The sequence below is a fragment of the Mesorhizobium sp. NZP2234 genome, assembly GCF_013170765.1.
Taxonomy (GTDB): domain Bacteria; phylum Pseudomonadota; class Alphaproteobacteria; order Rhizobiales; family Rhizobiaceae; genus Mesorhizobium; species Mesorhizobium loti_D.
Map to the genome: position 1 here is coordinate 3325161 of NZ_CP033364.1, position 23409 is coordinate 3348569.

Here is a 23409-nt window from a genome sequence, read left to right on the forward strand (position 1 = left end):
TGTTGACGTGTTCTTTACAGCTTGCCAAACCCACCCGGTGTCGGCGTCGTCAGGATAACTGCCTCACCGGCATCAAGCATGGTCTGGTCGCAGGCCTTCAGCACGTCGACCGTCCCGTCCTTGCGGCGCACCTTGGTCGAGCCGACCTCGCCATCCCCGCCACCGTCCAGCCCCCGCGGCGGGCGGTTGCGGTGCGAGGACAGGATCGCGCATTCCATCTTCTCGAGGAAGCGTATGGTGCGTTTGGTGCCGTCGCCGGCATCCCACTTACCCTTGCCGCCGGAGCCCTCGCGGATGTGGAAATCCTCCAGCACCACGGGAAAGCGCAGTTCCAGCACCTCGGGATCGGTGAGGCGCGAATTGGTCATGTGGGTATGCACGCCGGAGGTGCCGGCAAAGCCGCGGCCGGAATTCATCTGGCCTGCCGGCGAGCCGGAACAGATCGTCTCGTAGTACTGGTACTTCTTGTTGCCGAAGGTCAAATTGTTCATCGTTCCCTGCGCATTGGCCATGGCGCCCATGGCGCCGAACAGCGCATTGGTGACATGCTGCGAGGTCTCGACATTGCCTGCGACGACAGCGGCGGGGTAGGCGGGCTTCAGCATGCAGCCATCGGGAATGACGATATTGATTGGCCGCAGGCACCCGGCATTCATCGGGATCATGTCCTCGACCATGACGCGGAAGGCGTAGAGGACCGCCGCGCGGGCGACGGGCTCCGGCGCGTTGAAATTGTTCTTCATGACAGGTGACGTGCCGGTGAAGTCGACTGTCGCCTCGCGCTTTTGCCGGTCGACCGATATCTTCACCTTGATCACCTGGCCGGTATCCGTGGAGTATTCATAGGCCGACGTGTCCGGCAGCCGCTCGATCACCCGCCGCACGCTTTCGGCGGCGTTGTCCTGGACGTGCCCCATATAGGCCTCGACGACATCAAGGCCGAAATGCGCGACCATCTTGCGCAACTCGGCGACGCCTTTCTCGTTGGCGGCGATCTGCGCCTTGAGGTCGGCGATGTTCTGATGCGGGTTGCGGGCCGGGTAGGGGTGATCGGTCAGCAGCGTCTGCAGTTCCGTCTCGCGGAAGCGGCCGCGGTCGACGATGCGGAAATTGTCGAACAGCACGCCTTCCTCGTCCACCGTGGTGGCCAGCGGCGTCATCGAGCCGGGCGCGGTGCCGCCAATATCGGCGTGGTGGCCGCGCGAGGCAACGTAGAAGAGAATTTCCTCCCCCCTTGAGGGGGAGGTGGCGGCGAAGCCGCCGGAGGGGGGCGGATCGACCGGGCTCGGCGCTCTTGCGGTGCCTTCTGAGAGGACCCCACCCGGCCGCTGCGCGGCCACCCTCCCCTCGAGGGGGAGGGAAAAGACGGGCGTCACCACCGTGATGTCGGGCAGATGCGTGCCGCCATTATAAGGCGCGTTGAGGGCAAAGACGTCGCCGGGGTGGATGTCGCCGGAGTTCAGCCGGATGATGGTTTCGACCGAACGGTCCATCGAGCCGAGGTGCACCGGCATATGCGGCGCGTTGGCGACCAGCGCCCCGGTGTGGTCGAAGACGGCGCAGGAAAAATCCAGCCTTTCCTTGATGTTGACGGAGTAGGCGGTGTTCTGCAAGGTGACACCCATCTGCTCGGCGATCGACATGAACAGGTTGTTGAAGACTTCGAGCATCACCGGGTCGGCCGATGTGCCAAGGGCGGCGGCCCGCGCCTTCCTTTCGGTGCGGCGGATCACGACGTGGTTGAGGTTGGTGATTTCGGCCCGCCAGCCCGGTTCGACAACGATGGTCTGGTTCGGTTCGATGATGAGAGCGGGGCCCGGGACCAGATTGGATGGGCGCAGGTTTTCGCGACGATGGATGCCGGCTTCATGCCACCGGCCTTCGGTGTAGATGCGCCGCGTTCCAGAAGCGCCAGCTTCAATCCTCGCAGGTCCGGCGGGCGCATAGGCTTCGGCGCTGCTCTCGTCTATTTCGCTGCCCTCGACGCCGACCGTCTCGACGATCATCGGCTTGTCGTCATAGACGAAGCCGAATTGCGCCTTGTGGGCGATTTCGAAATCGCGCTTCGCCTGGAAAATCGAGTCGCTTTCGAAATTCACCGGCAGTGTCGTGTCGGTGCCGTCATAGCGGATGTGCAGCACGGGCCTGGTCGCAACCTTGTCCTCGGCGATCCCTTGGGCCGCAAGCTCGGCGATGACGGCCTTTTTCAGGATGGCGATGAGGCTGCCGATCTCCGTTCTGGATTCTTCGGCAAGCGGCTTGAGCAATGCCTGCTGGCGCGAGGCAAAGACGGACGCCAGGCCGATCCCGTAAGCCGAAAGCAGGCCGGAGAAGGGATGGATCAGCACCGCCTCCATGCCGAGCGCATCGGCGACCAGGCATGCGTGCTGGCCGCCGGCGCCGCCGAAGCAGTTCAGCAGATATTCGGTGACGTCGTAGCCGCGCTGCACGGAAATCTTCTTGATGGCGTTGGCCATGTTCTCGACGGCGATGGTGACGAAGCCTTCGGCAACCGCCTCCGGCGAGCGGCCATCGCCGATTTCGGCGGCAAGGGCCGCGAATTTCGCGCGCACCGTTCCGACGTCGAGCGGCTGGTCCTGGCCGGGACCGAAGATCGCCGGGAAGAAATCGGGCTGCAGCTTGCCGAGCATCACGTTGGCGTCGGTGACGGCCAGCGGGCCGCCGCGCCGGTAGGCGGCGGGGCCGGGATTGGCGCCCGCGGAGTCCGGTCCGGCGCGAAAACGGCCGGCCTCGTAATGCAGGATCGAACCACCGCCGGCGGCGACGGTGTGGATGCGCATCATCGGGGCGCGGACGCGCACGCCGGCGACCTCCGTGTCGAAAGCGCGTTCGTACTCGCCATCATAGTGGGCGACGTCGGTGGACGTACCGCCCATGTCGAAGCCGATGACCTTGTCGAAGCCGGCGAGCTTCGCCGTCTCGACCATGCCGACAACGCCGCCAGCCGGACCCGACAGCAGCGCGTCCTTGCCCTGGAACATGTCGGCGGCGGTGAGGCCACCCGAGGACATCATGAACATGAGATGGGGACTTTCCCTCCCCCTTGAGGGGAGGGTCGCGGCAAAGCCGCCGGGTGGGGTCGGTTCAACCGGGCTCAACGTTCTGCCTCCCGAGAGGACCCCCTCTGGCTGCTTCGCGGCTTGCCCTTCGCTATGGTTCCGGGCGTTCGTTGCTGAAAAAGCCAAATCGTTGGCTTTTTCCCGGCCTTCGGCCGATCGCCCCAACTCGAGAGGGGAGAGGACGCCGAGCTCCAGCCCGACCTTCCGCACATACCGCGACAGGATGGGCGACAGATAGGCGTCGACCACGGTGGTGTCGCCGCGGCCGACCAGCTTGATCAGCGGCGAGACCTCGTGGCTGACCGAGACCTGGCTGAAACCCAGCTTGCGGCAGACCTTTGCCACCGCCTTCTCGTGGTCGGGGTATTTCCAGGCGTGCATGAAGACGATTGCGACGGCATCGATGCCGTCGGCCTTCGCCTGCTCGATCGCCGGCCGGCAAGCGGCGATGTCGAGCAGCCGTTCGACGCAGCCATCGGCCAGCACGCGTTCGTCGATCTCGATGACGCGCTCATAGAGCTGCTCGGGAAGGATGATTTCCTTGGCGAAGATATCGGGCCGCGCCTGGTAGGCGATCCTGAGCGCATCGCGAAACCCCTTGGTGATGAGCAGGAGCACGCGGTCGCCCTTGCGCTCCAGAAGCGCGTTGGTCGCGACCGTGGTGCCCATCTTGATATCGCCGATCAGGCCGGATGGGATCGTGGCGCCCGATTCAACGCCGAGCAGGTCGCGGATGCCCTGGATGGCGGCATCGGCATAGGCTTCGGGGTTTTCCGAAAGCAGTTTGCGCGGGTGCAGCCGCCCTTGCGGGTCACGGCCGATGACATCCGTGAAGGTGCCGCCGCGATCGATCCAGAAATCCCATTTCGCGGCCATGGCTGTCGTCTCCGGCATTTCGTTTCAGGTTTCGTTGTTAATGCGCCAACGCGCCGGCAGCAACGCATCCCGTTGATGTTACATGCAGAAACGCAACGTTACGAAACTCATGACCGCGTGGTGCATTGTCTGTCCGAGCGCTCACGCAATTCGGGCGTGTATTGAAGGAGAGATATTATGAAAAAGCTCATTCTAGCTTCCGTGTCCGCCCTTGCCCTGCTGGGCGTCGCAGCCTGCAGCGACAGCGGCACAGACAAGACCACCACGCAGAGCACCAATCCGCCGGCTGCCGAGCAGCCGATGAAGCCCGCGGCACCGGCTGACAATTCGACCAAGCCTGCCGAGCCGGCTCCGGCAACGCCCGCTCCTGCGCCCGCGCAGTAGTTTGTAAGCAGTAAAAGTGTCTTGGGAGGAAGGGCCGGCGTTTCGCCGGCCTTTTCTTGCTAGGGGTAGCCAGACCGACAAAGTGCCTCTCGATCACGGACCCGGACAGGCCGTTATTGGCTTGATAGCGGGGACCGGTTGGCTCTATGAAGCGGGCCATGTCGATTTGGGATCGCCTCGGCGAATTTATCACTCGGGTATCGTCTTCAGCGACGTCGGGCGTTGCCGACGTCGTCGAGGCCGTGCGCACGGTATTCTCCGGAGATGCGGATCTGCGCCGCCGCGTCGCCTTCTCGGTGGCGATGATCGCGCTATCGGCCAAGATGGCCAAGGCAGACGGCATCGTCACCCAGGACGAGGTGCGCGCCTTCCAGGAAATATTCGAAGTGCCGCCGAAGGAGACGCGCAACGTCGCAAGGCTGTTCGATCTCGCCCAGAAGGACGTGGCCGGGTTCGAAACCTATGCCGAGCGCATGGCACAGCTGTGCGGTTCCGGTCATTCCAATTGCGTCATGCTGGAAGACATACTCGACGGCCTGTTCCATATCGCCAAGGCCGATGGGCTGGTGCACGAGCGCGAAGGCATCTTCCTGCACCGTATCGCCGAGATATTCCGGATCGACGAAGCGCATTACGAATCGATCCTGGCCCGCCACGTCAATCTTGGCGCCGGCGATCCCTACGTCGTGCTCGGCATCGAGCGCGGCAAGCCGTTCGAGGAGGTCAAGAAGCGGTATCGCAAGCTGGTTTCCGACAATCACCCGGACCGGCTGATCGCGCGCGGCCTGCCGCAGGAATTCATCAAGATCGCGACGACCAGGGTCGCGGCGATCAACGCCGCCTATGAAATGATCGAGCGGGGCCTGCGACACGTATGAGCGGCTTCCTGCCTGACGAGCCGAGCGCCGAGGTCAGGGTGTCGCCGAATTTCGGGCCAAGGCGCGATATGCTGAAGCCCGACATGATCGTGCTGCACTATACCGGCATGGCGACAGGGGCCGGGGCGGAGGCATGGCTGTGCGATCCGGCGAGCGAAGTCTCGTCGCATTATCTCGTCCATGAGAACGGCCACATCGTGCAGATGGTCAGGGAAAGCGACCGCGCGTGGCACGCTGGCAAGAGCTCCTGGTTCGGGCGCACCGACATCAATTCCTGCTCGGTCGGCATCGAGATCGTCAATCCTGGACATTCGCTGGGCTATCCCGGCTTCCGCCGTCGCCAGATCAATGCGGTGATCGGCCTGTGCAAGGGGATTGCCGGGCGGCATGCGATCCCCGCCAGGCGCGTGCTGGCGCATTCCGATGTGGCGCCGGGTCGCAAGATCGATCCGGGCGAGAAGTTCCCGTGGACTGCTCTGTTCGAGGCCGGTGTCGGCCATCTGGTGCCGGCGGCACCCGTCAGGCGCGGAGCCGCGCTGAAGCCCGGCGAAAACGGTGCCGATGTCGAGGCACTGCAGTCGATGCTGGCGCTCTATGGCTATGGTGTTGAGATATCGGGCATTTTCGACCACCAGACAAGGATTGTCGTCGAGGCCTTCCAACGGCATTTCCGACCCCGCCTGGTTGACGGGCTGGCCGACGGCTCGACGATGCGCACGCTGCAAAAATTGCTTGCTTCCATAAGCGGCTGACCCAGGGTCAAGGCGCTGCCCAAGTAATCTTCTCCCTGAATCAGGTTACAAACTGTCACTCAAAGTGACTTGCCTCGCCTTCATTGGCGCCAAATCGGGCTTCAAAGGGCAATTCGTACAGTTTGTCGGACGTCTTTCCCCCGGATGTTCCGATACTAATCAAGCCGCGCCGTGCGAAGATCTTCGAACGGTCCAGACAGAACAGGATCACATGCAGAAATTGACCGTTGTAACGGCAGCTCTTGCTGCCGGCGTAATGACTTTTGCCTTCAGTGCGGCTGACGCCGCGCCGTTGAGCCCACGGGCCGATCAGGGGGTGGTCATTGCGACCGCCAAGGGCAAGGCCATTTCGGCCAAAAGCAGCAAGAGTGCGAAGGCAACGACGAAGCAGGCTTCCGCCAAGGTGGAAAAGGCCAGCTGGGCCAAGGCGCAGAAATCCACCCCCAAAAGGCAGACGAAGCGTGGCCGCAAGACCATCGACATGACGACGACGGCCTCGATCGGCCTCAGGAATGTCGCCGCGTCGACGGCGGCGGTAGCCAGCGGCGGCCAGTATTCAGCGATCGTTGCCCGCTATGCGGCAAGCTACGGCGTTCCGGTGTCGCTGGCGCACGCCGTCATCAAGATCGAGAGCAACTACCGGCCGAACATGGTCGGCGGCGCCGGCGAGATCGGCCTGATGCAGATCAAGCCGGCGACGGCGCGGATGATGGGCTATAACGGCTCGGCCAAAGGCCTGTTCGATCCCGACACCAACATCAAATACGGCATGAAGTACCTCGCCTTGGCGCAGAATCTTGGCGGTGGCACGACCTGCGGCACGATCCTGAAATACAATGCTGGCCATGCCGCGACGCGCATGAACCCCATCTCGGCCGCCTATTGCAGCAAGGTCAAGGTTCAGATGGCGGCGCTTTGACCGCAAGTTGCGAGAGCCGGCGGACAAGCCGGCTTTTTCATTTGCGTTTTCCCGGCTGAACCCCTTTATACGCCTTGCCAGCTGGCTGGGCGGCCGCACTCGCAAACGCCGAAAGGCCGCGAGTGAGGAAAGTCCGGGCTCCATGGAGACACGGTGCCGGTTAATGGCCGGCGGGGGCGACCCCAGGGAAAGTGCCACAGAAAGCAAACCGCCACGACTTGTCGGGGTAAGGGTGAAAGGGTGGGGTAAGAGCCCACCGCGCGACTGGCAACAGGAGCGGCACGGTAAACCCCACCGGGAGCAAAACCGAATAGGGGCGGTGCGAGGGGAAACCCTCGAGGGCTGTTTCCGGCTCACCGTCCGGGTAGGTTGCGTGAGGCGCATGGCAACATGCGCCCAAGATGAATGGCCGCCACGTTCTCGTCCCGCAAGAGGCGAGGGCCATACAGAACCCGGCTTACAGGCCAGCTGGCAGTTTCGCCTCGAAAAGAATCCTTTGAGATCAGCAGGTTGCGCCCTCGGGCGCGCCTGTCGATTCAAGCCTTTTCAAATGTTTGTCCATAGGCCCGGCTCAGCCAGTCGCTTGAAGCTGGTGCGATTAATCGTACCATGGTTCGAGAACGATATCAGGAGCCCCGTCATGGGACAGGTCGACAAGCGCAGCATCACGCTTTCCCCGGAACTGGCGCAAGCGGTGGACGATGTGGTCGCCGCCGGCGAATATGCCTCGGCGAGCGAGGTCATCCGCGACGCGCTGCGGCAATGGAAGGATCGTCGCGACCTGCTCGGCTACACGGTCGAGGAATTGCGCAAACTGGTGCAGGGGGGATCGACAGCGGACCGGGTCGATTCGCGTCCATGGATGACATCAAGGCCGAGGCGCGGAGGCGCTTGCGTTCTGACGACGCAGCAGGAATCTGTTGCCCATTGTCCGGAGCGCACGCGCAGAAGAAGATCTGATTGCGATTTGGCAACATATTGCCGACGACAGCGAGACTGCAGCCGATCGACAACTCGACCGCATCGAGGCACGGTGGCAGCAACTGGCCACCTATCCCTTCCCAGGCGCGCCACGTGAGGATATCGCGCCAGGCATCCGTCACCTGGTCCTCGGTGACTATCTTATTCTTTATCGGGTCCGCGGTGACGCGATCGAAATCGTCCGCGTGCTGCACGGCCATCGCAACATCGAGGCTGACGACCTCGGTGCGTGACTGGTTCGTCAGCGGCTGATCCTGTCCAGCGACGTCTCGATGGCCTTCCAAAGCTCTTCCACCGGCTCACAGCCGACCGAAAGGCGGACGAAGCCCGGCGGCACCGCATCGCCTCGCTTCAAACGCCGCTCGGCTGAGGTGTGGACGCCGCCGAAGGAGGTCGCGGCCTCTATCAGCGGGCAATTGTTGATGAAATCCTCGGCCTTCTCCTCCGAGGCGAGTTCGAAGGAAATGAGGAAGCCGAAGCGCTCCATCTGGGCGCGGGCAAGGTTGTGCGAGGGGTCGCCGTTCAAACCGGGAAAACGCAGGCCACGCACCGCGCGGTGTTCCTTCAGCCGTTGCGCGATCGTTTCGGCCGAAGAACACATGCGGTCGAAGCGCACCTCGAGTGTTTCGAGGCCGCGATGCACCAGCCACGCTTCGAACGGTCCGGGAATGCCGCCGGCCATTGCGCGCCAGTCCGTCACCTTGGTGACGATGTCGGCGTTCCGGCTGGCGACGTGGCCGAACAGCACGTCCGAGTGCCCGTTGACCGCCTTGGTGTCGGCGGAGACGACGATATCGGCGCCGAAGTCGAGCGGGCGCTGGCCGAACGGCGTCATCGTCGTGTTGTCGACGACAAGAACCCCGTTTTGTTCGTGGACAGCCTTGGCGATGGCCGAGATGTCGCAAATGTCCAGCCGCGGATTGGACGGGGTTTCCACGAAGACAAGCGAATAGCCTGCGAAGCCGCCATCAAGGAAGGTCGGCGTCGGCCTGGTGTCGCAAACCATGCCGAGCGGCGTCAGGAAGCGTTCGGCCATCGCACGCGTGGCGTGATAGCCGTCCGCCGGCAGGAGCACGCGATCGCCCGATTTCAGGAGCGCGAAAAACACCGACGAAATTGCCGCCATTCCGGAGGGAAAACTCACGCATTGCGCATCTTCCAGATGGCCGAGCACATGTTCCACGGCACGCCAGGTCGGATTGTCGTAACGGCCATATTGATCGATGCCGGTCTCGACGCCCGGCGTGTGAAAGATCGAAGCCATGGTCAGCGGCAAGGGGATCGGGTCGCCGTCGGCGAAATCGCGGCTGCGCAAATGGGACAGTTCGGCGGCGCGTGACTTTGCCGTCTCGGACATGGCTTGATCCTTGTTTTGGGCGGAAGACGTCGCTCGACGCTATGCGGGCGGGTGATCCGCGGCAAGCCCAGGTCTTTTGGGCCAGAGGGCTCTAAACGCTTCGTTAGGCTTAATAGACCATAAAGACGAGACGTGCCGTCAAGGCTGCTCGGATTGGTCGCGATGCGCGTGTTTGTGAAGCCTATTCCCGTTGACGCCCATAGTACCCCATGATATCCCATTCAGACATCAAAGCCTTCGTTCCGCGTCAGTGTAAAGCGTACGCCAATCGGGCAGCCGCGGCGGCTGCGCTTTTGCCGATTTTTGCCTGTGTGGACGCGGCTGATGCGGGGCAGGAAACGCGCTGCGGCGGCGCGTGCGAGACAATGAAGAGGGGTGCGGCGGCGCAAGCGGCTGTAGCGTTTAATGGACCGGTTTCTGTCGAACACGGTGAGCAGGATCGATGCGAAGGGACGGGTGTCCGTTCCGGCGCATTTCCGCGCCGTCGTGCAGAAACGCGGCTATTCGGAACTCTACGCACTGCGCTGCCTCGACCTGCCGGCGATGGATGTCGGCGGGCTCGACCTGCTCGACCGCTACGAGCAGCGCATCGCGCAGGAAGATCCGTTCCTGCAGACGGCGGACGACATGTCCTTCTTCTGTCATGGCGACGGGACCTTCCTGAAACTCGATCAGGACGGCCGCATCACGATGACCGATTTCATCCGCGAGCACACCGGCATTTCGGCGGAGGTGGCCTTTGTCGGGCGCGGCAATTTCTTTCAGATCTGGGAGCCGGGGCGGCTTGCTGCCTATGGGGCGCAGGCACGGGCCCGGCTTTTGCAGCTTCGGCAGGGGACGAAGCCTGGGGAGCGACCGGAATGACGGTGGGCCACGGCGATGACCTTCCTCACGCTGTAGGTGGGCACGCCGTTGGCGGACCGGTCCGCCACATTCCGGTCCTCCTTGGCGAAGTGCTCGAGGCACTGGCGCCGGCGGCGGGCGACATCATCATCGACGGCACGTTCGGCGCCGGCGGCTACACAAAAGCCATTCTGGCGACCGGGGCGTCCGTCGTGGCGATCGACCGCGATCCCGACGCCATCGCGGCCGGACGCGATCTCGAGGCGCAATCGGGCGGCAGGCTGCGGCTGGTGCAGGCGCCGTTCTCGACGCTGGACGAACATGTCGAAAGTGTCGACGGCATCGTGCTCGACATTGGCGTGTCGTCCATGCAGCTCGACCAGGCCGGGCGCGGCTTTTCCTTCCGCGCCGACGGGCCGCTCGACATGCGCATGGCGCAGGCGGGCCTCAGCGCCGCCGACGTCGTCAACAGCTTCAAGCCGGGCGACCTTGCCCGCATCTTCGGCTTCCTCGGTGAGGAGCGTCACGCCGGCCGCATCGCCCGCATGATCGAGGCGCGCCGTGAGAAGCGGCCATTCGAGCGCACGCTGGAACTGGCGGACGCCATCGAGACGCATATCGGCCGCGCGCCCAAGGACAAGATCCATCCTGCCACTCGCGTGTTCCAGGCGCTGCGCATCTACGTCAATGACGAACTTGGCGAATTGGCCAAGGCCCTGTTCGCGGCCGAACGCGCATTGAAGCCGGGCGGGCGCCTGGTGGTGGTGACGTTCCATTCGCTGGAAGACCGCATCGTCAAGCGTTTCATCGCCGACCGGGCCGACGTCGCCACCGGCTCGCGTCATTTGCCCGAGGCGCAGGCGCGCACCGCGACCTTCCGCAAGGCCGGCGGCGGCGTGACGCCAGGTGATGCCGAGACAGCGGCCAATCCGCGTGCCCGTTCGGCCAGGTTGCGCGCGGCGATCCGCACCGAGGCACCGGCGCGTGCCGGCGATTTTTCGATTTTCGGCCTTCCAAAACTTCCCGGCATCAACCAGCCGGGGGAGAGGTAAGCACGTGTTCCGTACCAGCGACATTGTCCTGATCGCCGTCATGGTTTCGGCGGCGGCCCTGACCTACAAGACCAAGCGCGAGGCCGAGGATCAGTTGGCGGCGGTGCAGAAAATCCATACCCAGATCCGCTATGAGGAGGAGACGATCGACCTGCTCAAGGCCGACTGGAGCCTGCTCACGCAGCCGTCGCGGCTGCAGAAGCTGACCGAACTCTACAAGTCGCAGCTCGCGCTCGAGCCGGTCAGCGCACGCCAGATCGTGGGCCTGGGCGATCTTCCGGCAAAGGCCCTGGATATCCAGGACATCCTGAACGGACGTCAAGGCGCCATGGCCGACAATTCCGACAAGGCGCCCTCGGGCGACAAGGACCCCGTCGTCACCGGAGGCATCGCCCAATGATCGGCAAACTGCTGAGGCGTCGCGCCAGGACGGGTGAAGACGGATCGATCGTCGTCGAGGGCGCCCGCAAGGCGACAGGCGGCAAGGGCAAGGCGCGCATCGTGATGACGATGGCGGTGTTCTTCGGCATCTTCTCGACCATTTCAGGCCGGCTGGTCTATCTCGGCTTCCAGACGCCAGATCTGTCGGGCGGCCCGCAGAGCCGGGTCACCGCCTCGCGGCCCGACATTGTCGATCGCAACGGCGAAGTGCTGGCGACCGACATCAAGACAGCGTCGCTGTTCGCGGAGCCGCGCCGCATCGTCGATGCCGACGAGGCGATCGAGAAACTGTCGACCGTGCTGCCCGAGATCGATTACGAGCAGACCTACCACAAGCTCAAGAGCGGCGCCGGATTCGTCTGGCTGCAGCGGCAGCTGACGCCCAAGCAGCAGGCCGATATCATGCAGCTCGGCATTCCCGGTTTCGGCTTTCGCACGGAGAAGCGCCGTTTCTATCCGAGCGGCGAGACCTCGTCCTACATTGTCGGCCTGACCAACATCGACAACCAGGGCATCTCCGGCATGGAGAAATATATCGACGAGCAGGGGCTGAGCGACCTGCAGGCGTCGGGCCTGGCGGTGGCCAAGGATCTCAAGCCGGTGAAGCTTTCCATCGATCTGCGCGTCCAGCACGTGGTGCGCGACGAGATCGCCGCTGGCCTGGAGCGCTACCGCGCCCTGGGCGCCGGCGCCGTCGTGCTCAACGTCAAGACCGGCGAAGTGGTGGCCATGGCCTCGGTGCCGGATTTTGATCCGAACAATCCTTACAATGCACAGGAGAAGGACCGGCTGAACCGGATGTCGGCCGGCCTCTACGAGATGGGTTCGACCTTCAAGAGCTTCACCTCGGCGATGGCGCTCGATTCCGGCAAGGCGACGATGAATAGCCGTTTCGATGCCTCGCATCCGATCCGGGTCGGCCATCAGGCCATTCACGATTTCCACGGCAAGAACCGTGTGCTGTCATTGCCGGAAGTGTTCCTCTATTCGTCCAACATCGGGTCGGCCAGGGAGGCCGAGCTGGTCGGCATCGAGGGGCACCGGGAATTCCTCCATCGCCTTGGCATTCTGGAGAGGATGCAGACCGAACTGCCGGAAGTCGCCCGCCCGACTGAACCGAAGGTCTGGAAACAGGTCAATTCGTTCACGATCGCCTTCGGCCACGGCGTATCGACGACGCCCCTGCAGGCAGCCGTCGGCTGCGCGGCGCTGATGAATGGCGGCTTCCTGATGAACCCGACCTTCCTGGTGCGTACGCAGGCGGAAGCGATGGCCACCGCCAAGAAGGTCGTGAGCGAAAAGACGGTCGAGGGCATGCGCTACCTCTATTCGCTCAACGCCGAGAAGGGCTCGGCCAGAAACGCCAGAGTCCCCGGCTACCGCGTTGGCGGCAAGACCGGAACGGCCGAGAAGGTCATCAACGGCCGCTACTCGAAGGACTTGAATTTCAATACGTTCGTCGCCGCCTTCCCGATGGACGACCCGCAATACCTCGTCTTCACGATTGCCGACGCCCCGCACCCTGAAAAGCCTGGCATGACGGACGTCGCGGCCGCGAATGCAGGGGTTATGGCCGGCAATATCATCAGGCGTTCCGCGGCCATGCTTGGCGTGAAACCAGATTTCAGCCATGAAAATGGTGCAACGTTGGTTTCCTATGAGTGATTCTTAGGGCGCGCCGGCGACTGCGCGCTATTTTATTGCGGTGAACGGAACTCGATGAAGCTCAGAGATCTAGCCGGTGTCCTGCCAGTCGAAGGAACAGCTTCCGCCGATCTGGAGGTTACCGGGATTTCGTCCGATTCCCGGCAGGTAAAGCCCGGCGTCGTCTTTTTTGCGCTCGCCGGTACCAAGGCGGACGGCACGGCCTACGCTGCCGAAGCGGCCAGGCGTGGCGCGCTTGCGATCGTGACAAGCAAAGGCGGTTCCGTTGCCGGACTGCCGGTTCCGGTGCTGGCGGTCGATGATCCGCGCCTGGCGCTGGCGCTGAGTGCTTCCCGCTATTTCGGCAGGCAGCCGCAAACCATGGTGGCGGTGACCGGCACCAGCGGCAAGACCTCGGTCGCCGCCTTCACCAGGCAGATCTGGGAGCAGGCGGGCTATGCCGCGGCTTCGATCGGCACCACCGGCGTGGTGGCGCCAGGCCGCAACGAATATGGCTCGCTGACCACGCCCGATCCGGTCGCCCTGCACCAGTTGCTCAGGGAATTGGCCGATGCCGGCGTCACCCACGCTTCGATGGAGGCTTCCAGCCACGGCCTCGACCAGCGCCGGCTTGACGGCGTGAAGCTGGCGGCTGGCGGCTTCACCAATCTTGGCCGCGACCATATGGATTACCATCCGACGGTCGAGGACTATCACCGCGCCAAGCTGCGCCTGTTCGACACGCTGCTGCCGAAAGGTGCGCCGGCGGTGATCTTCGCCGACGACCCGTGGTCGGCGCCGACCATCCAGGCGGCGCGGGCCGCCGGGCTCGACGTGCTGACGGTTGGCCGCCATGGCGATTTCCTCACGCTGAAGCGGGTCGAGCACGAACGCCATCGCCAGCGCGCCGAAGTGGAGGCCGAGGGCGTGCTTTACGAAATCGATCTGCCGCTGGCCGGCGATTTCCAGATTTCGAACGCGCTGGTTTCGGCGGGGCTTGCCATTTCCACGGGAACACCGGTCGCCAAGGCCTTGATGTCCCTGGAGAAACTGAAGGGCGCGCCGGGCCGGCTCGATCTCGTCGGGACCACCGCCAGTGGCGCGCCGGTCTATGTCGACTATGCCCACAAGCCCGATGCGCTGGAAAATGTGCTGGCCTCGGTGCGGCCGTTCACGACCGGCCGCGTCATGGTCGTGTTCGGCTGCGGCGGCGACCGCGACCGGGGAAAAAGGCCGATCATGGGCGAGATCGCCACCCGGCTCGCCGATGTCGTCATCGTCACCGACGACAATCCGCGCTCCGAAGTGCCCGAAACGATCCGCGCCGCCATCATGGCCGCCGCACCAGGCGCCATCGAGATCGGCGACCGGCGCAAGGCGATCCACGAGGCCGTCGGCATGCTTGATGCCGGCGACACGCTGATCGTGGCCGGCAAGGGCCATGAGGAAGGCCAGACGATCGGCTCCGAAACCCTGCATTTTTCAGATCATGAGGAAGTCCGCGCCGCTTTGCGGGAGCGTGCCGCATGAGTTTGCTGTGGACCTCCGAAGCGCTGGTTGCCGCCATGGACGGGCGGCCGCTCGGGCCTATGCCGGACGGCATATCGGGCATTTCGATCGACAGCCGCAGCCTGCAGCCGGGTGACGCCTTCTTCGCCATCAAGGGCGAGGCCATGGACGGTCACGACTTCGCCACCGCGGCCATCAAGGCCGGCGCCGGCGTGCTGGTGGTGGCGGAAGGCAAGCTGCCGTCGCTCGGCCGGCTGACGGCGCCGATCATCGTCGTCGAGGACGTGCTGGTCGCACTGGAAAAGCTCGGCGTCGCATCGCGGAGCCGCTCGGCTGCCAAGATCATCGCCGTCACCGGTTCGGCCGGCAAGACCACCACCAAGGAAGCGCTGCGCCATGTGCTTTCGGCGGTCGGCAAGGTGCACGCCTCGGCGCAGTCCTTCAACAACCATTGGGGCGTGCCGCTGACCCTGGCACGCATGCCCGCCGATTGCGACTATGCCGTGTTCGAGATCGGCATGAACCACCCTGACGAGATCCGGCCGCTGGTGAAGATGGTGCGGCCGCATGTCGCCATCGTCACCATGATCGCGGCCGCCCATCTCGGCTTCTTCCGCAATCTGGACGAGATCGCCAAGGCCAAGGCCGAGATTTTCGAAGGGCTGGAGCCCGAGGGTGCCGCGGTTCTCAACCGCGACGATGCGCGCTTCAAGCTTCTCGACAAGATGGCGCATGCCGCCGGCGTCGAGCATGTCTACGGCTTTGGCGAAAATGCGCGCTCGACCTTCAAGCTCACCAAGTGCGAGTTGCATGCCGACCATTCCGACATCGCGGCCAGGATCAATGGCCATGACATGATCGCCCGTATCGGTGCACCCGGCCGGCACATGGTGCAGAACGTGCTGGCGGTACTGGGCGCGGCGCAGCTGGTCGGCGCCGACCTCGACAAGGTAGCACTGGCCCTTGTCGATCTCTCGGCCGAGCGCGGCCGCGGAAAACGCCATGTGCTGCGCCACCCCGGTGGCTCGGCTTCGGGTCACCCCGGTGGCTCGATCACGCTGATCGACGAGAGCTATAACGCCAATCCGGCCTCGATGGCGGCGGCCATGGCACTGCTCAACGCAACGCCGGTGACGGGCGAGGGCCGCCGCATCGCCGTGCTCGGCGACATGCTCGAACTCGGCGAACATTCGGCCAAGCTGCATGCCGCACTGGCCGATCTCATCGTCGGCACCGGCACCCAGACCGTCTTTCTCGGCGGGCCGGAAATGCGGGCGCTGGCGGAAGCGCTGCCAAGCGACATCAGGACAGAATACCGCGCCGGCGTCGAGGAACTGAAGCCGGTGCTGCTTGCCGCACTGAGGCCGGGCGACGTGGTGATGATCAAATCGTCGAAGGGCATCGGTTTTGCAAAACTGGTCGATGCGCTGCTGGGGAAGTTCCCGGCTGAAACGACAACCAGCAAACTGACCTAGGTCAAGTCGGGGGACGAAAGCGCATGTTTACACTGCTGGTTGATTTCGCGGACAGGGTCTCCGTCTTCAACGTCTTCCGCTACATCACCTTCCGCACCGGCGGGGCGCTGATCACGTCGGCGCTGATCGTCTTCATCTTTGGGCCGACCATCATCAATTCGCTGAGGCTGCGCCAGGGCAAGGGCCAGCCGATCCGCGCCGATGGACCGCAAACGCATTTCAAGAAAGCCGGCACGCCGACCATGGGCGGCCTGATGATCCTGTCGGGCATCATCGGCTCATCGCTTTTATGGGCGAACCTGTCGAGCATCTATGTCTGGGTGGTGCTTCTGGTGACGCTGGGTTTCGGCTCGATCGGCTTCTATGACGATTATCTGAAGGTGACGAAGCAGTCGCATCTCGGCTTCTCCGGCAAGGCACGGCTGGCGCTCGAATTCGTCATTGCCGGCATCGCCGCCTGGGCAATCATGCATAACGGCCAGGCGCCGTTCTCGTCGTCGCTGACATTCCCCTTCGCCAAGGAATTCATCATCAACCTCGGCTGGTTCTTCATTCCGTTCTCCTGCTTCGTCATCGTCGGCGCGGGCAATGCGGTGAACCTGACCGATGGCCTCGACGGTCTGGCGATCGTGCCTATCATGATCGCGGCGGCCTCCTTCGGCGTCATCGCCTATCTCTCGGGCAATGCGGTGTTCGCCGAATATCTGCAGATCCATTTTGTTCCCGGCACCGGTGAACTGGCGGTCGTGCTGGGCGCTGTCATCGGCGCCGGCCTCGGCTTCCTCTGGTTCAACGCGCCGCCGGCGGCGATCTTCATGGGCGACACCGGTTCGCTGGCCATGGGCGGCCTGATCGGCACGGTGGCGGTCGCCACCAAGCACGAGATCGTGCTGGTCATCGTCGGCGGATTGTTTGTCGTGGAAATCCTGTCGGTCATCATCCAGGTCGGCTACTTCAAGATGACCGGCAAGCGGGTGTTCCTGATGGCGCCGATCCACCATCATTTCGAAAAGCTCGGCTGGACCGAAAGCCAGGTGGTGATCCGGTTCTGGATCATCGCCGTGATCCTGGCGCTGGTCGGCCTGTCGACCCTGAAGCTCAGATAGGAGCCCCCCGTTGATCCCCGCCGCATCCTTCGCAGGCAAGCAGGTTTCGCTCTTCGGGCTCGGCGGTTCGGGGATCGCGACGGCGCGCGCGCTGATCGAGGGCGGCGCGCAGGTGCTGGCCTGGGACGACAATCCCGACAGCGTCGCCAAGGCGGCGGCAACCGGCATCGCAACCGCCGACCTGCGCGGCGCCGACTGGGCGAAATTCTCGGCCTTCGTGCTGTCGCCGGGCGTGCCGCTGACCCATCCCAAGCCGCACTGGACGGTGGAGCTGGCGCGTGGCGCCGGCGTCGAGGTGATCGGTGATATCGAACTGTTCTGCCGGGAGCGGACGCTCAGCGCGCCAACGGCGCCCTTCATCGCCATCACCGGCACCAACGGCAAGTCGACCACGACCGCGCTGACAGCGCATATCCTGACGGCTTCCGGCCGCGATACCCAGATGGGCGGCAATATCGGCCGCGCGGTGATGACGCTCGATCCGCCGAAGCCCGATCGGCACTATGTCGTCGAATGCTCATCCTACCAGATCGACCTTGCGCCCTCGATCAACCCGACCGCAGGCATCCTGCTCAACCTGACGCCGGACCATCTCGATCGCCACGGCACCATGCAGCACTACGCCTCGATCAAGGAGCGGCTGGTGGCCGGCAGCGAGACGGCGATCATCGGCATCGACGATTCCTGGTGCGCACAGATCGCCGAGCGGCTGGAGCGGGCAGGGCGGCAGGTCATCCGCATTTCCAAGCGGTTGCCGCTGACCGACGGCTATTTCGCCGACGGCACCAATCTGATGGAAGCCGTGCACGGCCGCTATAGCCGCGTCGCCTTCCTCGAAGGCATAGGCTCGCTGCGCGGCCAGCATAATGCGCAGAACGCGCTGGCCGCCGTCGCAGCTTGCCTGAAAGTCGGGCTGGACCTCGGCGAAATCCAGTCGGGGCTCGAAAGCTTCCCGGGTCTCGCCCACCGCATGGAGCAGGTCGGCCGCAAGGACCATGTGCTGTTCGTCAACGACTCCAAGGCAACCAACGCCGACGCGGCGGCACCCGCCCTGTCGAGCTTTCCCCGTATCTACTGGATCGCGGGCGGCCTGCCCAAGGAAGGCGGCATCGAGCCGCTGCGCGGCTTCTTCCCGCGCATCGCCAAGGCCTATCTGATCGGCGAGGCGGCGCCCGCCTTTTCGGCGACACTGGGCGAGGCCGTGCCCTACGAGATTTCAGGCACACTGGCCGCCGCGGTCGCGCATGCCGCGCATGATGCGGCCAGCGACGACAGCGGCGAGGTGGTGGTGCTGCTGTCCCCGGCCTGCGCGAGTTTCGACCAGTTCAAGAATTTCGAAGTTCGCGGCGAAGCCTTCAGGCAAGCTGCGAGCGCTATAGATGGCGTCAAACCCATCGGAGGGGCACGATAATGCAGAGCCGTCTCGATAAAAGTCCCGTCGCGACCTGGTGGTGGACGATCGATCGCTGGTTCCTGGCGGCGTTCCTGTCGCTGATGGGGCTCGGCATCGTCTTGTCCTTCGCCGCCAGCCCGGCGGTGGCCGAACGTATCGGCCTCGACAGTTTCCACTTCGCCACCAGGCAGATCATCTTCACCGTGCCGGCGCTCGGCGTGATGCTGGCCGTCTCCTTCCTCGATTCCAGGGAGATCCGGCGCATGTCGCTGATCATGCTGTGCCTGATGCTGGTGCTGATGGTGGCGGTGCTCTATGTCGGCGTCGAGGTGAAGGGGGCGCGGCGCTGGGTCTCGCTCGCCGGCCTGTCGATCCAGCCGTCTGAGTTCCTGAAGCCGGCCTTCGTCATCATGTGCGCCTGGCTTTTCGCCGAGCACAAGCGCCAGCCCGACATTCCGGGCAATCTGTTCGCCATGCTGCTCCTGGTGCTGGTCGTGTCGCTGCTGGTGGCGCAGCCCGACCTGGGCCAGACCATGCTGACGACCGGCACCTGGGGCATCATGTTCTTCATGGCGGGGCTGCCCTGGCTGTGGATCATCGTGCTGGGTGCCGCCGGCGTCGGCGGTGTCTTCGCCGCCTACACGGTGTTTCCGCACGTCGCCTTGCGCATCGACAAGTTCCTCACCGGCGAAGGCGACACGTTCCAGGTCGACATGGGACGCGACGCGCTGATCAATGGCGGCTGGTTCGGCGTCGGGCCGGGCGAGGGTACGGTCAAGCGGGTCATCCCCGACAGCCATGCCGACTTCGTCTTCTCGGTCGCGGGCGAGGAATTCGGGCTGATCATGTGCTTCTTCATCATGTCGATCTTTGCCTTCATCGTGCTGCGCGGCCTCAACACGGCGCTCAAGGAACATGACGATTTCACCCGCTATGCGGTCGGCGGCCTCGTCACCGTGTTCGGCCTGCAGGCCGTCATCAACATGTGCGTCAACCTGCAGCTGGTTCCGGCCAAGGGCATGACGCTGCCCTTCATCTCCTATGGCGGCTCCTCGCAGATCGCCATCGCCATCTCGATGGGCATGGTGCTGGCGCTGACGCGCAAGCGGCCGGAAAAGCGCAAGCAGATGGGCTTTACGCTGCCGCAACGCGCCCTGCCGGCGGAGTGACATGGCGAGGGGTGTCATCCTTCTCGCGGCGGGCGGAACCGGCGGACATCTGTTTCCGGCCGAGGCGCTGGCGCATGAGCTGATCGAGCGCGGCTGGACGGTGCAGTTGGCGACCGACGAACGCGCCGAGCGGTTTGCAGGCCACTTTCCGGCCACCGCCATCCATCCGATCCAGTCGGCGACGATGGGTTCGAAGAATCCCATTGCCGTGCTCGGCGCCTTCTGGAAAATCTGGCGCGGCGTGCGCCAGGCCTCCGCCATTATCGGCAGGATCAAGCCGGACGCGGTGGTCGGCTTCGGCGGCTACCCGACCCTGCCACCGCTCTATGCGGCGACGCGGCGCAAGGTGCCGACGCTGATCCACGAGCAGAACGCGGTGATGGGGCGCGCCAACCGGGCGCTGGCCGGCCGTGTCGATGCCATCGCCGGCGGCTTCCTGCCGCAGGATTCGAGCGCCGTTGGTGCCAAGACGGTGACGACAGGCAATCCCGTCAGGCCGGCTGTGCTGGAAGCGGCCAAGACACCCTACGTGGCGTCGACCGGGGGGCAGCCCTTCCGCCTGCTGGTGTTCGGCGGCAGCCAGGGCGCCCAATTCTTCTCCGATGCCATGCCGGGGGCTATCGCACTGCTTTCGGATGCGCAGCGCAAGCGGCTTGCGATCACCCAGCAGGCGCGCGCCGATGATGTGGCGCGGGTCAAGGCGGCCTATGCCGCCCTTGGCGTCGCCGTCGAGGTCTCGCCCTTCTTCACCGACATGGCGGCGCGCCTGGCGGCGGCGCATCTGGTGATTTCGCGCTCCGGCGCCTCGACCGTCTCGGAAATCGCCGTCATCGGCCGGCCGGCGCTGCTGGTGCCCTATCCCTATGCGCTCGACCACGATCAGGCGGCGAACGCGGCTGCCCTTGCCGCCGCCGGTGGCGGCGAGGTGCATCCGCAATCGACGCTGTCGCCCGAGCGTATCGCTGCCTTGGTTGGCGGTCTGATGGACAATCCCGATCGGCTGGCGGCGATGGCCGCTGGCGCGAAATCGGCCGGCAGGCCCGACGCGGCACGGTTGCTCGCCGATCTCACAGAGGCTATTGCGTCCCGCAAAAGCGTATCGGATTTCAAGAAGGGGACGCACGCATGAAGATGCCGCAGACCATCGGCCTTGTGCATTTCATCGGCATTGGCGGCATCGGCATGAGCGGCATTGCCGAGGTGCTGCACAATCTCGGCTACAAGGTGCAAGGGTCCGACCAGGCCGACAGCGCCAATGTGCAGCGGCTGCGTGACAAGGGCATCGAATGCTTCGTCGGCCACAAGGCCGAGAATCTCGGCGACGCCGAGGTCATCGTCGTTTCGACGGCGATCAAGAAATCCAATCCGGAGCTGAAGGCCGCGCGGGAAAAATTACTCCCCATCGTGCGTCGCGCCGAGATGCTGGCCGAGCTGATGCGCTTCCGCCAGGCGGTGGCGATCGGCGGCACGCACGGCAAGACGACGACGACCTCGATGGTCGCGACCCTGCTCGAAGCCGGCGGGCTCGATCCGACCGTCATCAATGGCGGCATCATCAATGCCTATGGCACCAATGCCCGCATGGGCGATGGCGAGTGGATGGTGGTCGAAGCCGACGAGAGCGACGGCACCTTCCTCAAGTTGCCCGCCGACATCGCCGTGGTCACCAACATCGATCCCGAGCATCTCGACCACTATGGCAGTTTCGACAATGTGCGCGAGGCGTTCCGCCAGTTCGTCGAGAACGTACCTTTCTACGGCTTCGGCGTGATGTGCACCGACCACCCGGAAGTCCAGGCGCTGGTCGGCCGCATCGAGGACCGCCGCGTCATCACCTATGGCGAAAACGCGCAGGCCGATGTGCGCTTCACCAACCACCGCATGGCCGGCGCGACCTCCGAGTTCGACGTGGTGATCCGCGACCGCAAGACCGGCAGCCAGAAGACGATAGACGGCCTGCGCCTGCCGATGCCCGGCCGGCACAATGTCTCGAACGCCACCGCGGCGATCGCCGTCGCGCATGAGCTCGGCCTGTCCGCCGAGGCGATCAAGAAGGGCCTGTCGTCCTTCGCCGGTGTCAAGCGCCGCTTCACCCATACGGGGTCCTGGAACGGCGTCGACGTGTTCGACGATTACGGCCACCATCCGGTCGAGATCTCGGCGGTGCTGAAGGCGGCGCGCAGCGCCACCAAGGGCCGCGTCATCGCCATCGCCCAGCCGCACCGTTTCACCCGGCTGCATGATTTGTTCAACGAGTTTTCGGCCTGCTTCAACGACGCCGATACGGTGATGGTCGCGCCTGTCTACGCTGCCGGCGAAGATCCGATCGACGGTGTCACGTCGGACGAACTGGTGTCGCGCATCCGCGCTGGCGGTCACCGCGACGCGCGCTACATAGAGGGGCCGGCCGATATCGCGCCAATCATCCGCGATTTGGCCAAGCCTGGTGATTTCGTTGTCTTTCTTGGTGCCGGCAACATCACCCAATGGGCCTATGCCTTGCCCAAGGAGCTTGCCGCCTCATGATGCACGGCCAGGCCCTGATCGACGGACTCGGCGACCGGCTTGCCGGCCTGCGCGGCCGTCTCACGCCGAATGCCGAGATGGACAAGATCACCTGGTTCCGCGCCGGCGGCCTGGCCGAGGTGCTGTTCCAGCCGGCGGACGAAGAAGATCTTGCCGCGTTCCTGCGCGCGGTTCCTGAAGAGATACCTCTCACCGTCGTTGGCATCGGCTCGAACCTGCTGGTCAGGGATGGCGGCATTCCGGGCTTCGTCATCAGGCTTTCGGCCAAGGGCTTTGGCGAGGCGGAGGTCGTTTCACCGATCAGGATAAGGGCCGGCGCGGCGACGCCCGACAAGCGCGTGGCCGCCCTGGCGCTGGAAGCGGGCATTGGCGGCTTCCATTTCTATCACGGCATTCCGGGCGCCGTTGGCGGCGCGCTCAGGATGAATGCCGGCGCCAATGGCGTCGAGACGCGCGAGCGCGTCGTCGAGGTGCGCGCGCTCGACCGCAAGGGCAATGTCCAGAGGCTGAGCAATGCCGAGATGGGCTATGCCTATCGCCATTCGGCGGCGCCCGCCGGGCTGATCTTCACATCGGCCGTGTTCGAGGGCTTCGCCGAGGACAAGGCCACGATCAAGGCGGCGATGGATGCGGTGCAAAACCATCGCGAGACCGTGCAGCCGATCCGCGAGAAGACCGGGGGCTCGACCTTCAAGAACCCGGAAGGCACGTCGGCCTGGAAGGAGATCGACAAGGCGGGCTGCCGCGGCCTGATGATCGGTGGCGCGCAGATGTCGCCGATGCACTGCAATTTCATGATCAACACCGGCACGGCGACCGGTTACGACCTCGAATATCTTGGCGAGACGGTGCGTGCGCGGGTGCTCGAACATTCCGGCATCCGGTTGCAGTGGGAGATCAAGCGCATCGGCAATTTCCGTGCCGGACATGCAGTGCAGGAATTTTTGGGCCAGCTGCTTTAGCGCCGGTTGAAGTTCATGTGATGGATGAACTTCAACGCGTTCCCAGAACGCACAAACCGTTG

20 protein-coding genes and 1 other RNA gene are annotated in these 23409 nt (G+C 64.3%); 19 read left to right on the forward strand and 2 right to left on the reverse strand.

Features of this window, described 5'->3' with window-relative positions:
• Positions 1-14 precede the first annotated feature (14 nt).
• A complete protein-coding gene (locus tag EB230_RS16350; RefSeq protein WP_065005565.1) occupies positions 15-3956 on the reverse strand; it encodes a hydantoinase B/oxoprolinase family protein in 3942 nt (1313 codons plus the stop codon).
• Positions 3957-4133: 177 nt separating this feature from the next.
• Between EB230_RS16350 and EB230_RS16355 the strand changes: the two genes are divergently transcribed.
• From EB230_RS16355 to EB230_RS16385, 7 genes are all read left to right on the forward strand, one after another.
• Positions 4134-4340 (forward strand): hypothetical protein, encoded by a 207-nt coding sequence (locus EB230_RS16355; RefSeq protein WP_027044745.1) that lies wholly within the window; start codon positions 4134-4136, stop codon positions 4338-4340.
• A 158-nt stretch (positions 4341-4498) separates the two neighbouring features.
• On the forward strand, positions 4499-5218 hold the full coding sequence (locus tag EB230_RS16360; protein WP_056573535.1) for a DnaJ family molecular chaperone: 720 nt from the start codon (positions 4499-4501) through the stop codon (positions 5216-5218).
• Positions 5215-5970, forward strand: coding sequence for an N-acetylmuramoyl-L-alanine amidase (locus EB230_RS16365; protein WP_056573311.1), 756 nt, complete (start codon positions 5215-5217; stop codon positions 5968-5970). Before EB230_RS16360 ends, EB230_RS16365 begins: the two co-directional genes overlap by 4 nt.
• Positions 5971-6181: 211 nt before the next feature.
• Positions 6182-6889: a transglycosylase SLT domain-containing protein gene (locus tag EB230_RS16370; protein ID WP_056573308.1), complete on the forward strand. Its 708-nt coding sequence runs from the start codon at positions 6182-6184 to the stop codon at positions 6887-6889.
• Between the two features lie 77 nt (positions 6890-6966).
• Positions 6967-7365: RNase P RNA component class A (gene rnpB / locus EB230_RS16375), an RNA gene on the forward strand.
• A 164-nt stretch (positions 7366-7529) separates the two neighbouring features.
• Positions 7530-7967, forward strand: coding sequence for a ribbon-helix-helix domain-containing protein (locus EB230_RS16380; protein ID WP_244494104.1), 438 nt, complete (start codon positions 7530-7532; stop codon positions 7965-7967).
• On the forward strand, positions 7867-8103 hold the full coding sequence (locus tag EB230_RS16385) for a type II toxin-antitoxin system RelE/ParE family toxin (protein WP_348626812.1): 237 nt from the start codon (positions 7867-7869) through the stop codon (positions 8101-8103). The genes EB230_RS16380 and EB230_RS16385 overlap by 101 nt, the downstream gene beginning before the upstream one ends.
• 8 nt (positions 8104-8111) lie before the next feature.
• On the opposite strand, the gene EB230_RS16390 is transcribed toward EB230_RS16385, so the two are convergent.
• A complete protein-coding gene (locus tag EB230_RS16390) occupies positions 8112-9227 on the reverse strand; it encodes a cystathionine gamma-lyase (protein WP_056573302.1) in 1116 nt (371 codons plus the stop codon).
• Between the two features lie 405 nt (positions 9228-9632).
• Here EB230_RS16390 and mraZ point away from each other — a divergent pair, with 405 nt between their 5' ends.
• From mraZ to murB, 12 genes are read left to right on the forward strand one after another with little or no spacing between them, the layout of a single operon-like run.
• The gene (gene mraZ / locus EB230_RS16395) at positions 9633-10091 is read left to right on the forward strand and encodes a division/cell wall cluster transcriptional repressor MraZ (protein ID WP_056573299.1); all 459 of its coding nucleotides are present in this window, start codon (positions 9633-9635) and stop codon (positions 10089-10091) included.
• Positions 10088-11122, forward strand: a complete 1035-nt coding sequence (gene rsmH, locus EB230_RS16400; protein ID WP_056573296.1) for a 16S rRNA (cytosine(1402)-N(4))-methyltransferase RsmH — start codon at positions 10088-10090, stop codon at positions 11120-11122. The genes mraZ and rsmH overlap by 4 nt, the downstream gene beginning before the upstream one ends.
• A 4-nt stretch (positions 11123-11126) precedes the next feature.
• Positions 11127-11522, forward strand: a complete 396-nt coding sequence (locus EB230_RS16405; RefSeq protein WP_056573294.1) for a hypothetical protein — start codon at positions 11127-11129, stop codon at positions 11520-11522.
• Positions 11519-13228: a penicillin-binding protein 2 gene (locus EB230_RS16410; RefSeq protein ID WP_056573290.1), complete on the forward strand. Its 1710-nt coding sequence runs from the start codon at positions 11519-11521 to the stop codon at positions 13226-13228. The genes EB230_RS16405 and EB230_RS16410 overlap by 4 nt, the downstream gene beginning before the upstream one ends.
• Positions 13229-13282: 54 nt before the next feature.
• On the forward strand, positions 13283-14737 hold the full coding sequence (locus tag EB230_RS16415; protein WP_172373213.1) for a UDP-N-acetylmuramoyl-L-alanyl-D-glutamate--2,6-diaminopimelate ligase: 1455 nt from the start codon (positions 13283-13285) through the stop codon (positions 14735-14737).
• Entirely contained in the window at positions 14734-16191 is a 1458-nt protein-coding gene (locus EB230_RS16420) for a UDP-N-acetylmuramoylalanyl-D-glutamyl-2,6-diaminopimelate--D-alanyl-D-alanine ligase (RefSeq protein ID WP_172373215.1), read from the forward strand. Before EB230_RS16415 ends, EB230_RS16420 begins: the two co-directional genes overlap by 4 nt.
• A 23-nt stretch (positions 16192-16214) precedes the next feature.
• Complete coding sequence (gene mraY, locus EB230_RS16425) at positions 16215-17297, forward strand: phospho-N-acetylmuramoyl-pentapeptide-transferase (protein WP_056573280.1); 1083 nt, start codon at positions 16215-16217, stop codon at positions 17295-17297.
• A 10-nt stretch (positions 17298-17307) separates the two neighbouring features.
• Positions 17308-18708 (forward strand): UDP-N-acetylmuramoyl-L-alanine--D-glutamate ligase, encoded by a 1401-nt coding sequence (gene murD, locus EB230_RS16430; RefSeq protein WP_056573275.1) that lies wholly within the window; start codon positions 17308-17310, stop codon positions 18706-18708.
• Positions 18708-19859 carry a putative lipid II flippase FtsW gene (gene ftsW / locus EB230_RS16435; protein WP_056573273.1) on the forward strand — a complete coding sequence of 384 codons (1152 nt, stop codon included), beginning with the start codon at positions 18708-18710 and terminating at the stop codon, positions 19857-19859. The genes murD and ftsW overlap by 1 nt, the downstream gene beginning before the upstream one ends.
• A gap of 1 nt (position 19860) precedes the next feature.
• Positions 19861-20988: an undecaprenyldiphospho-muramoylpentapeptide beta-N-acetylglucosaminyltransferase gene (gene murG / locus EB230_RS16440; RefSeq protein WP_172373217.1), complete on the forward strand. Its 1128-nt coding sequence runs from the start codon at positions 19861-19863 to the stop codon at positions 20986-20988.
• Complete coding sequence (murC, locus tag EB230_RS16445) at positions 20985-22385, forward strand: UDP-N-acetylmuramate--L-alanine ligase (protein ID WP_172373219.1); 1401 nt, start codon at positions 20985-20987, stop codon at positions 22383-22385. Before murG ends, murC begins: the two co-directional genes overlap by 4 nt.
• Positions 22382-23347: a UDP-N-acetylmuramate dehydrogenase gene (gene murB, locus EB230_RS16450; protein ID WP_172373221.1), complete on the forward strand. Its 966-nt coding sequence runs from the start codon at positions 22382-22384 to the stop codon at positions 23345-23347. Before murC ends, murB begins: the two co-directional genes overlap by 4 nt.
• The last annotated feature ends 62 nt before the right edge of the window (positions 23348-23409 follow it).

What these genes read in the sequence shown, in the direction of transcription:
- EB230_RS16350 (WP_065005565.1), bottom strand. Translation starts at nt 3,956, where the DNA reads ATGGCCGCGAAATGGGATTTCTGGATCGATCGCGGCGGCACCTTCACG.
- EB230_RS16355 (WP_027044745.1), top strand. Translation starts at nt 4,134, where the DNA reads ATGAAAAAGCTCATTCTAGCTTCCGTGTCCGCCCTTGCCCTGCTGGGC.
- EB230_RS16360 (WP_056573535.1), top strand. Translation starts at nt 4,499, where the DNA reads ATGTCGATTTGGGATCGCCTCGGCGAATTTATCACTCGGGTATCGTCT.
- EB230_RS16365 (WP_056573311.1), top strand. Translation starts at nt 5,215, where the DNA reads ATGAGCGGCTTCCTGCCTGACGAGCCGAGCGCCGAGGTCAGGGTGTCG.
- EB230_RS16370 (WP_056573308.1), top strand. Translation starts at nt 6,182, where the DNA reads ATGCAGAAATTGACCGTTGTAACGGCAGCTCTTGCTGCCGGCGTAATG.
- EB230_RS16380 (WP_244494104.1), top strand. Translation starts at nt 7,530, where the DNA reads ATGGGACAGGTCGACAAGCGCAGCATCACGCTTTCCCCGGAACTGGCG.
- EB230_RS16390 (WP_056573302.1), bottom strand. Translation starts at nt 9,227, where the DNA reads ATGTCCGAGACGGCAAAGTCACGCGCCGCCGAACTGTCCCATTTGCGC.
- mraZ (WP_056573299.1), top strand. Translation starts at nt 9,633, where the DNA reads ATGGACCGGTTTCTGTCGAACACGGTGAGCAGGATCGATGCGAAGGGA.
- rsmH (WP_056573296.1), top strand. Translation starts at nt 10,088, where the DNA reads ATGACGGTGGGCCACGGCGATGACCTTCCTCACGCTGTAGGTGGGCAC.
- EB230_RS16410 (WP_056573290.1), top strand. Translation starts at nt 11,519, where the DNA reads ATGATCGGCAAACTGCTGAGGCGTCGCGCCAGGACGGGTGAAGACGGA.
- EB230_RS16415 (WP_172373213.1), top strand. Translation starts at nt 13,283, where the DNA reads ATGAAGCTCAGAGATCTAGCCGGTGTCCTGCCAGTCGAAGGAACAGCT.
- EB230_RS16420 (WP_172373215.1), top strand. Translation starts at nt 14,734, where the DNA reads ATGAGTTTGCTGTGGACCTCCGAAGCGCTGGTTGCCGCCATGGACGGG.
- mraY (WP_056573280.1), top strand. Translation starts at nt 16,215, where the DNA reads ATGTTTACACTGCTGGTTGATTTCGCGGACAGGGTCTCCGTCTTCAAC.
- ftsW (WP_056573273.1), top strand. Translation starts at nt 18,708, where the DNA reads ATGCAGAGCCGTCTCGATAAAAGTCCCGTCGCGACCTGGTGGTGGACG.
- murG (WP_172373217.1), top strand. Translation starts at nt 19,861, where the DNA reads ATGGCGAGGGGTGTCATCCTTCTCGCGGCGGGCGGAACCGGCGGACAT.
- murC (WP_172373219.1), top strand. Translation starts at nt 20,985, where the DNA reads ATGAAGATGCCGCAGACCATCGGCCTTGTGCATTTCATCGGCATTGGC.
- murB (WP_172373221.1), top strand. Translation starts at nt 22,382, where the DNA reads ATGATGCACGGCCAGGCCCTGATCGACGGACTCGGCGACCGGCTTGCC.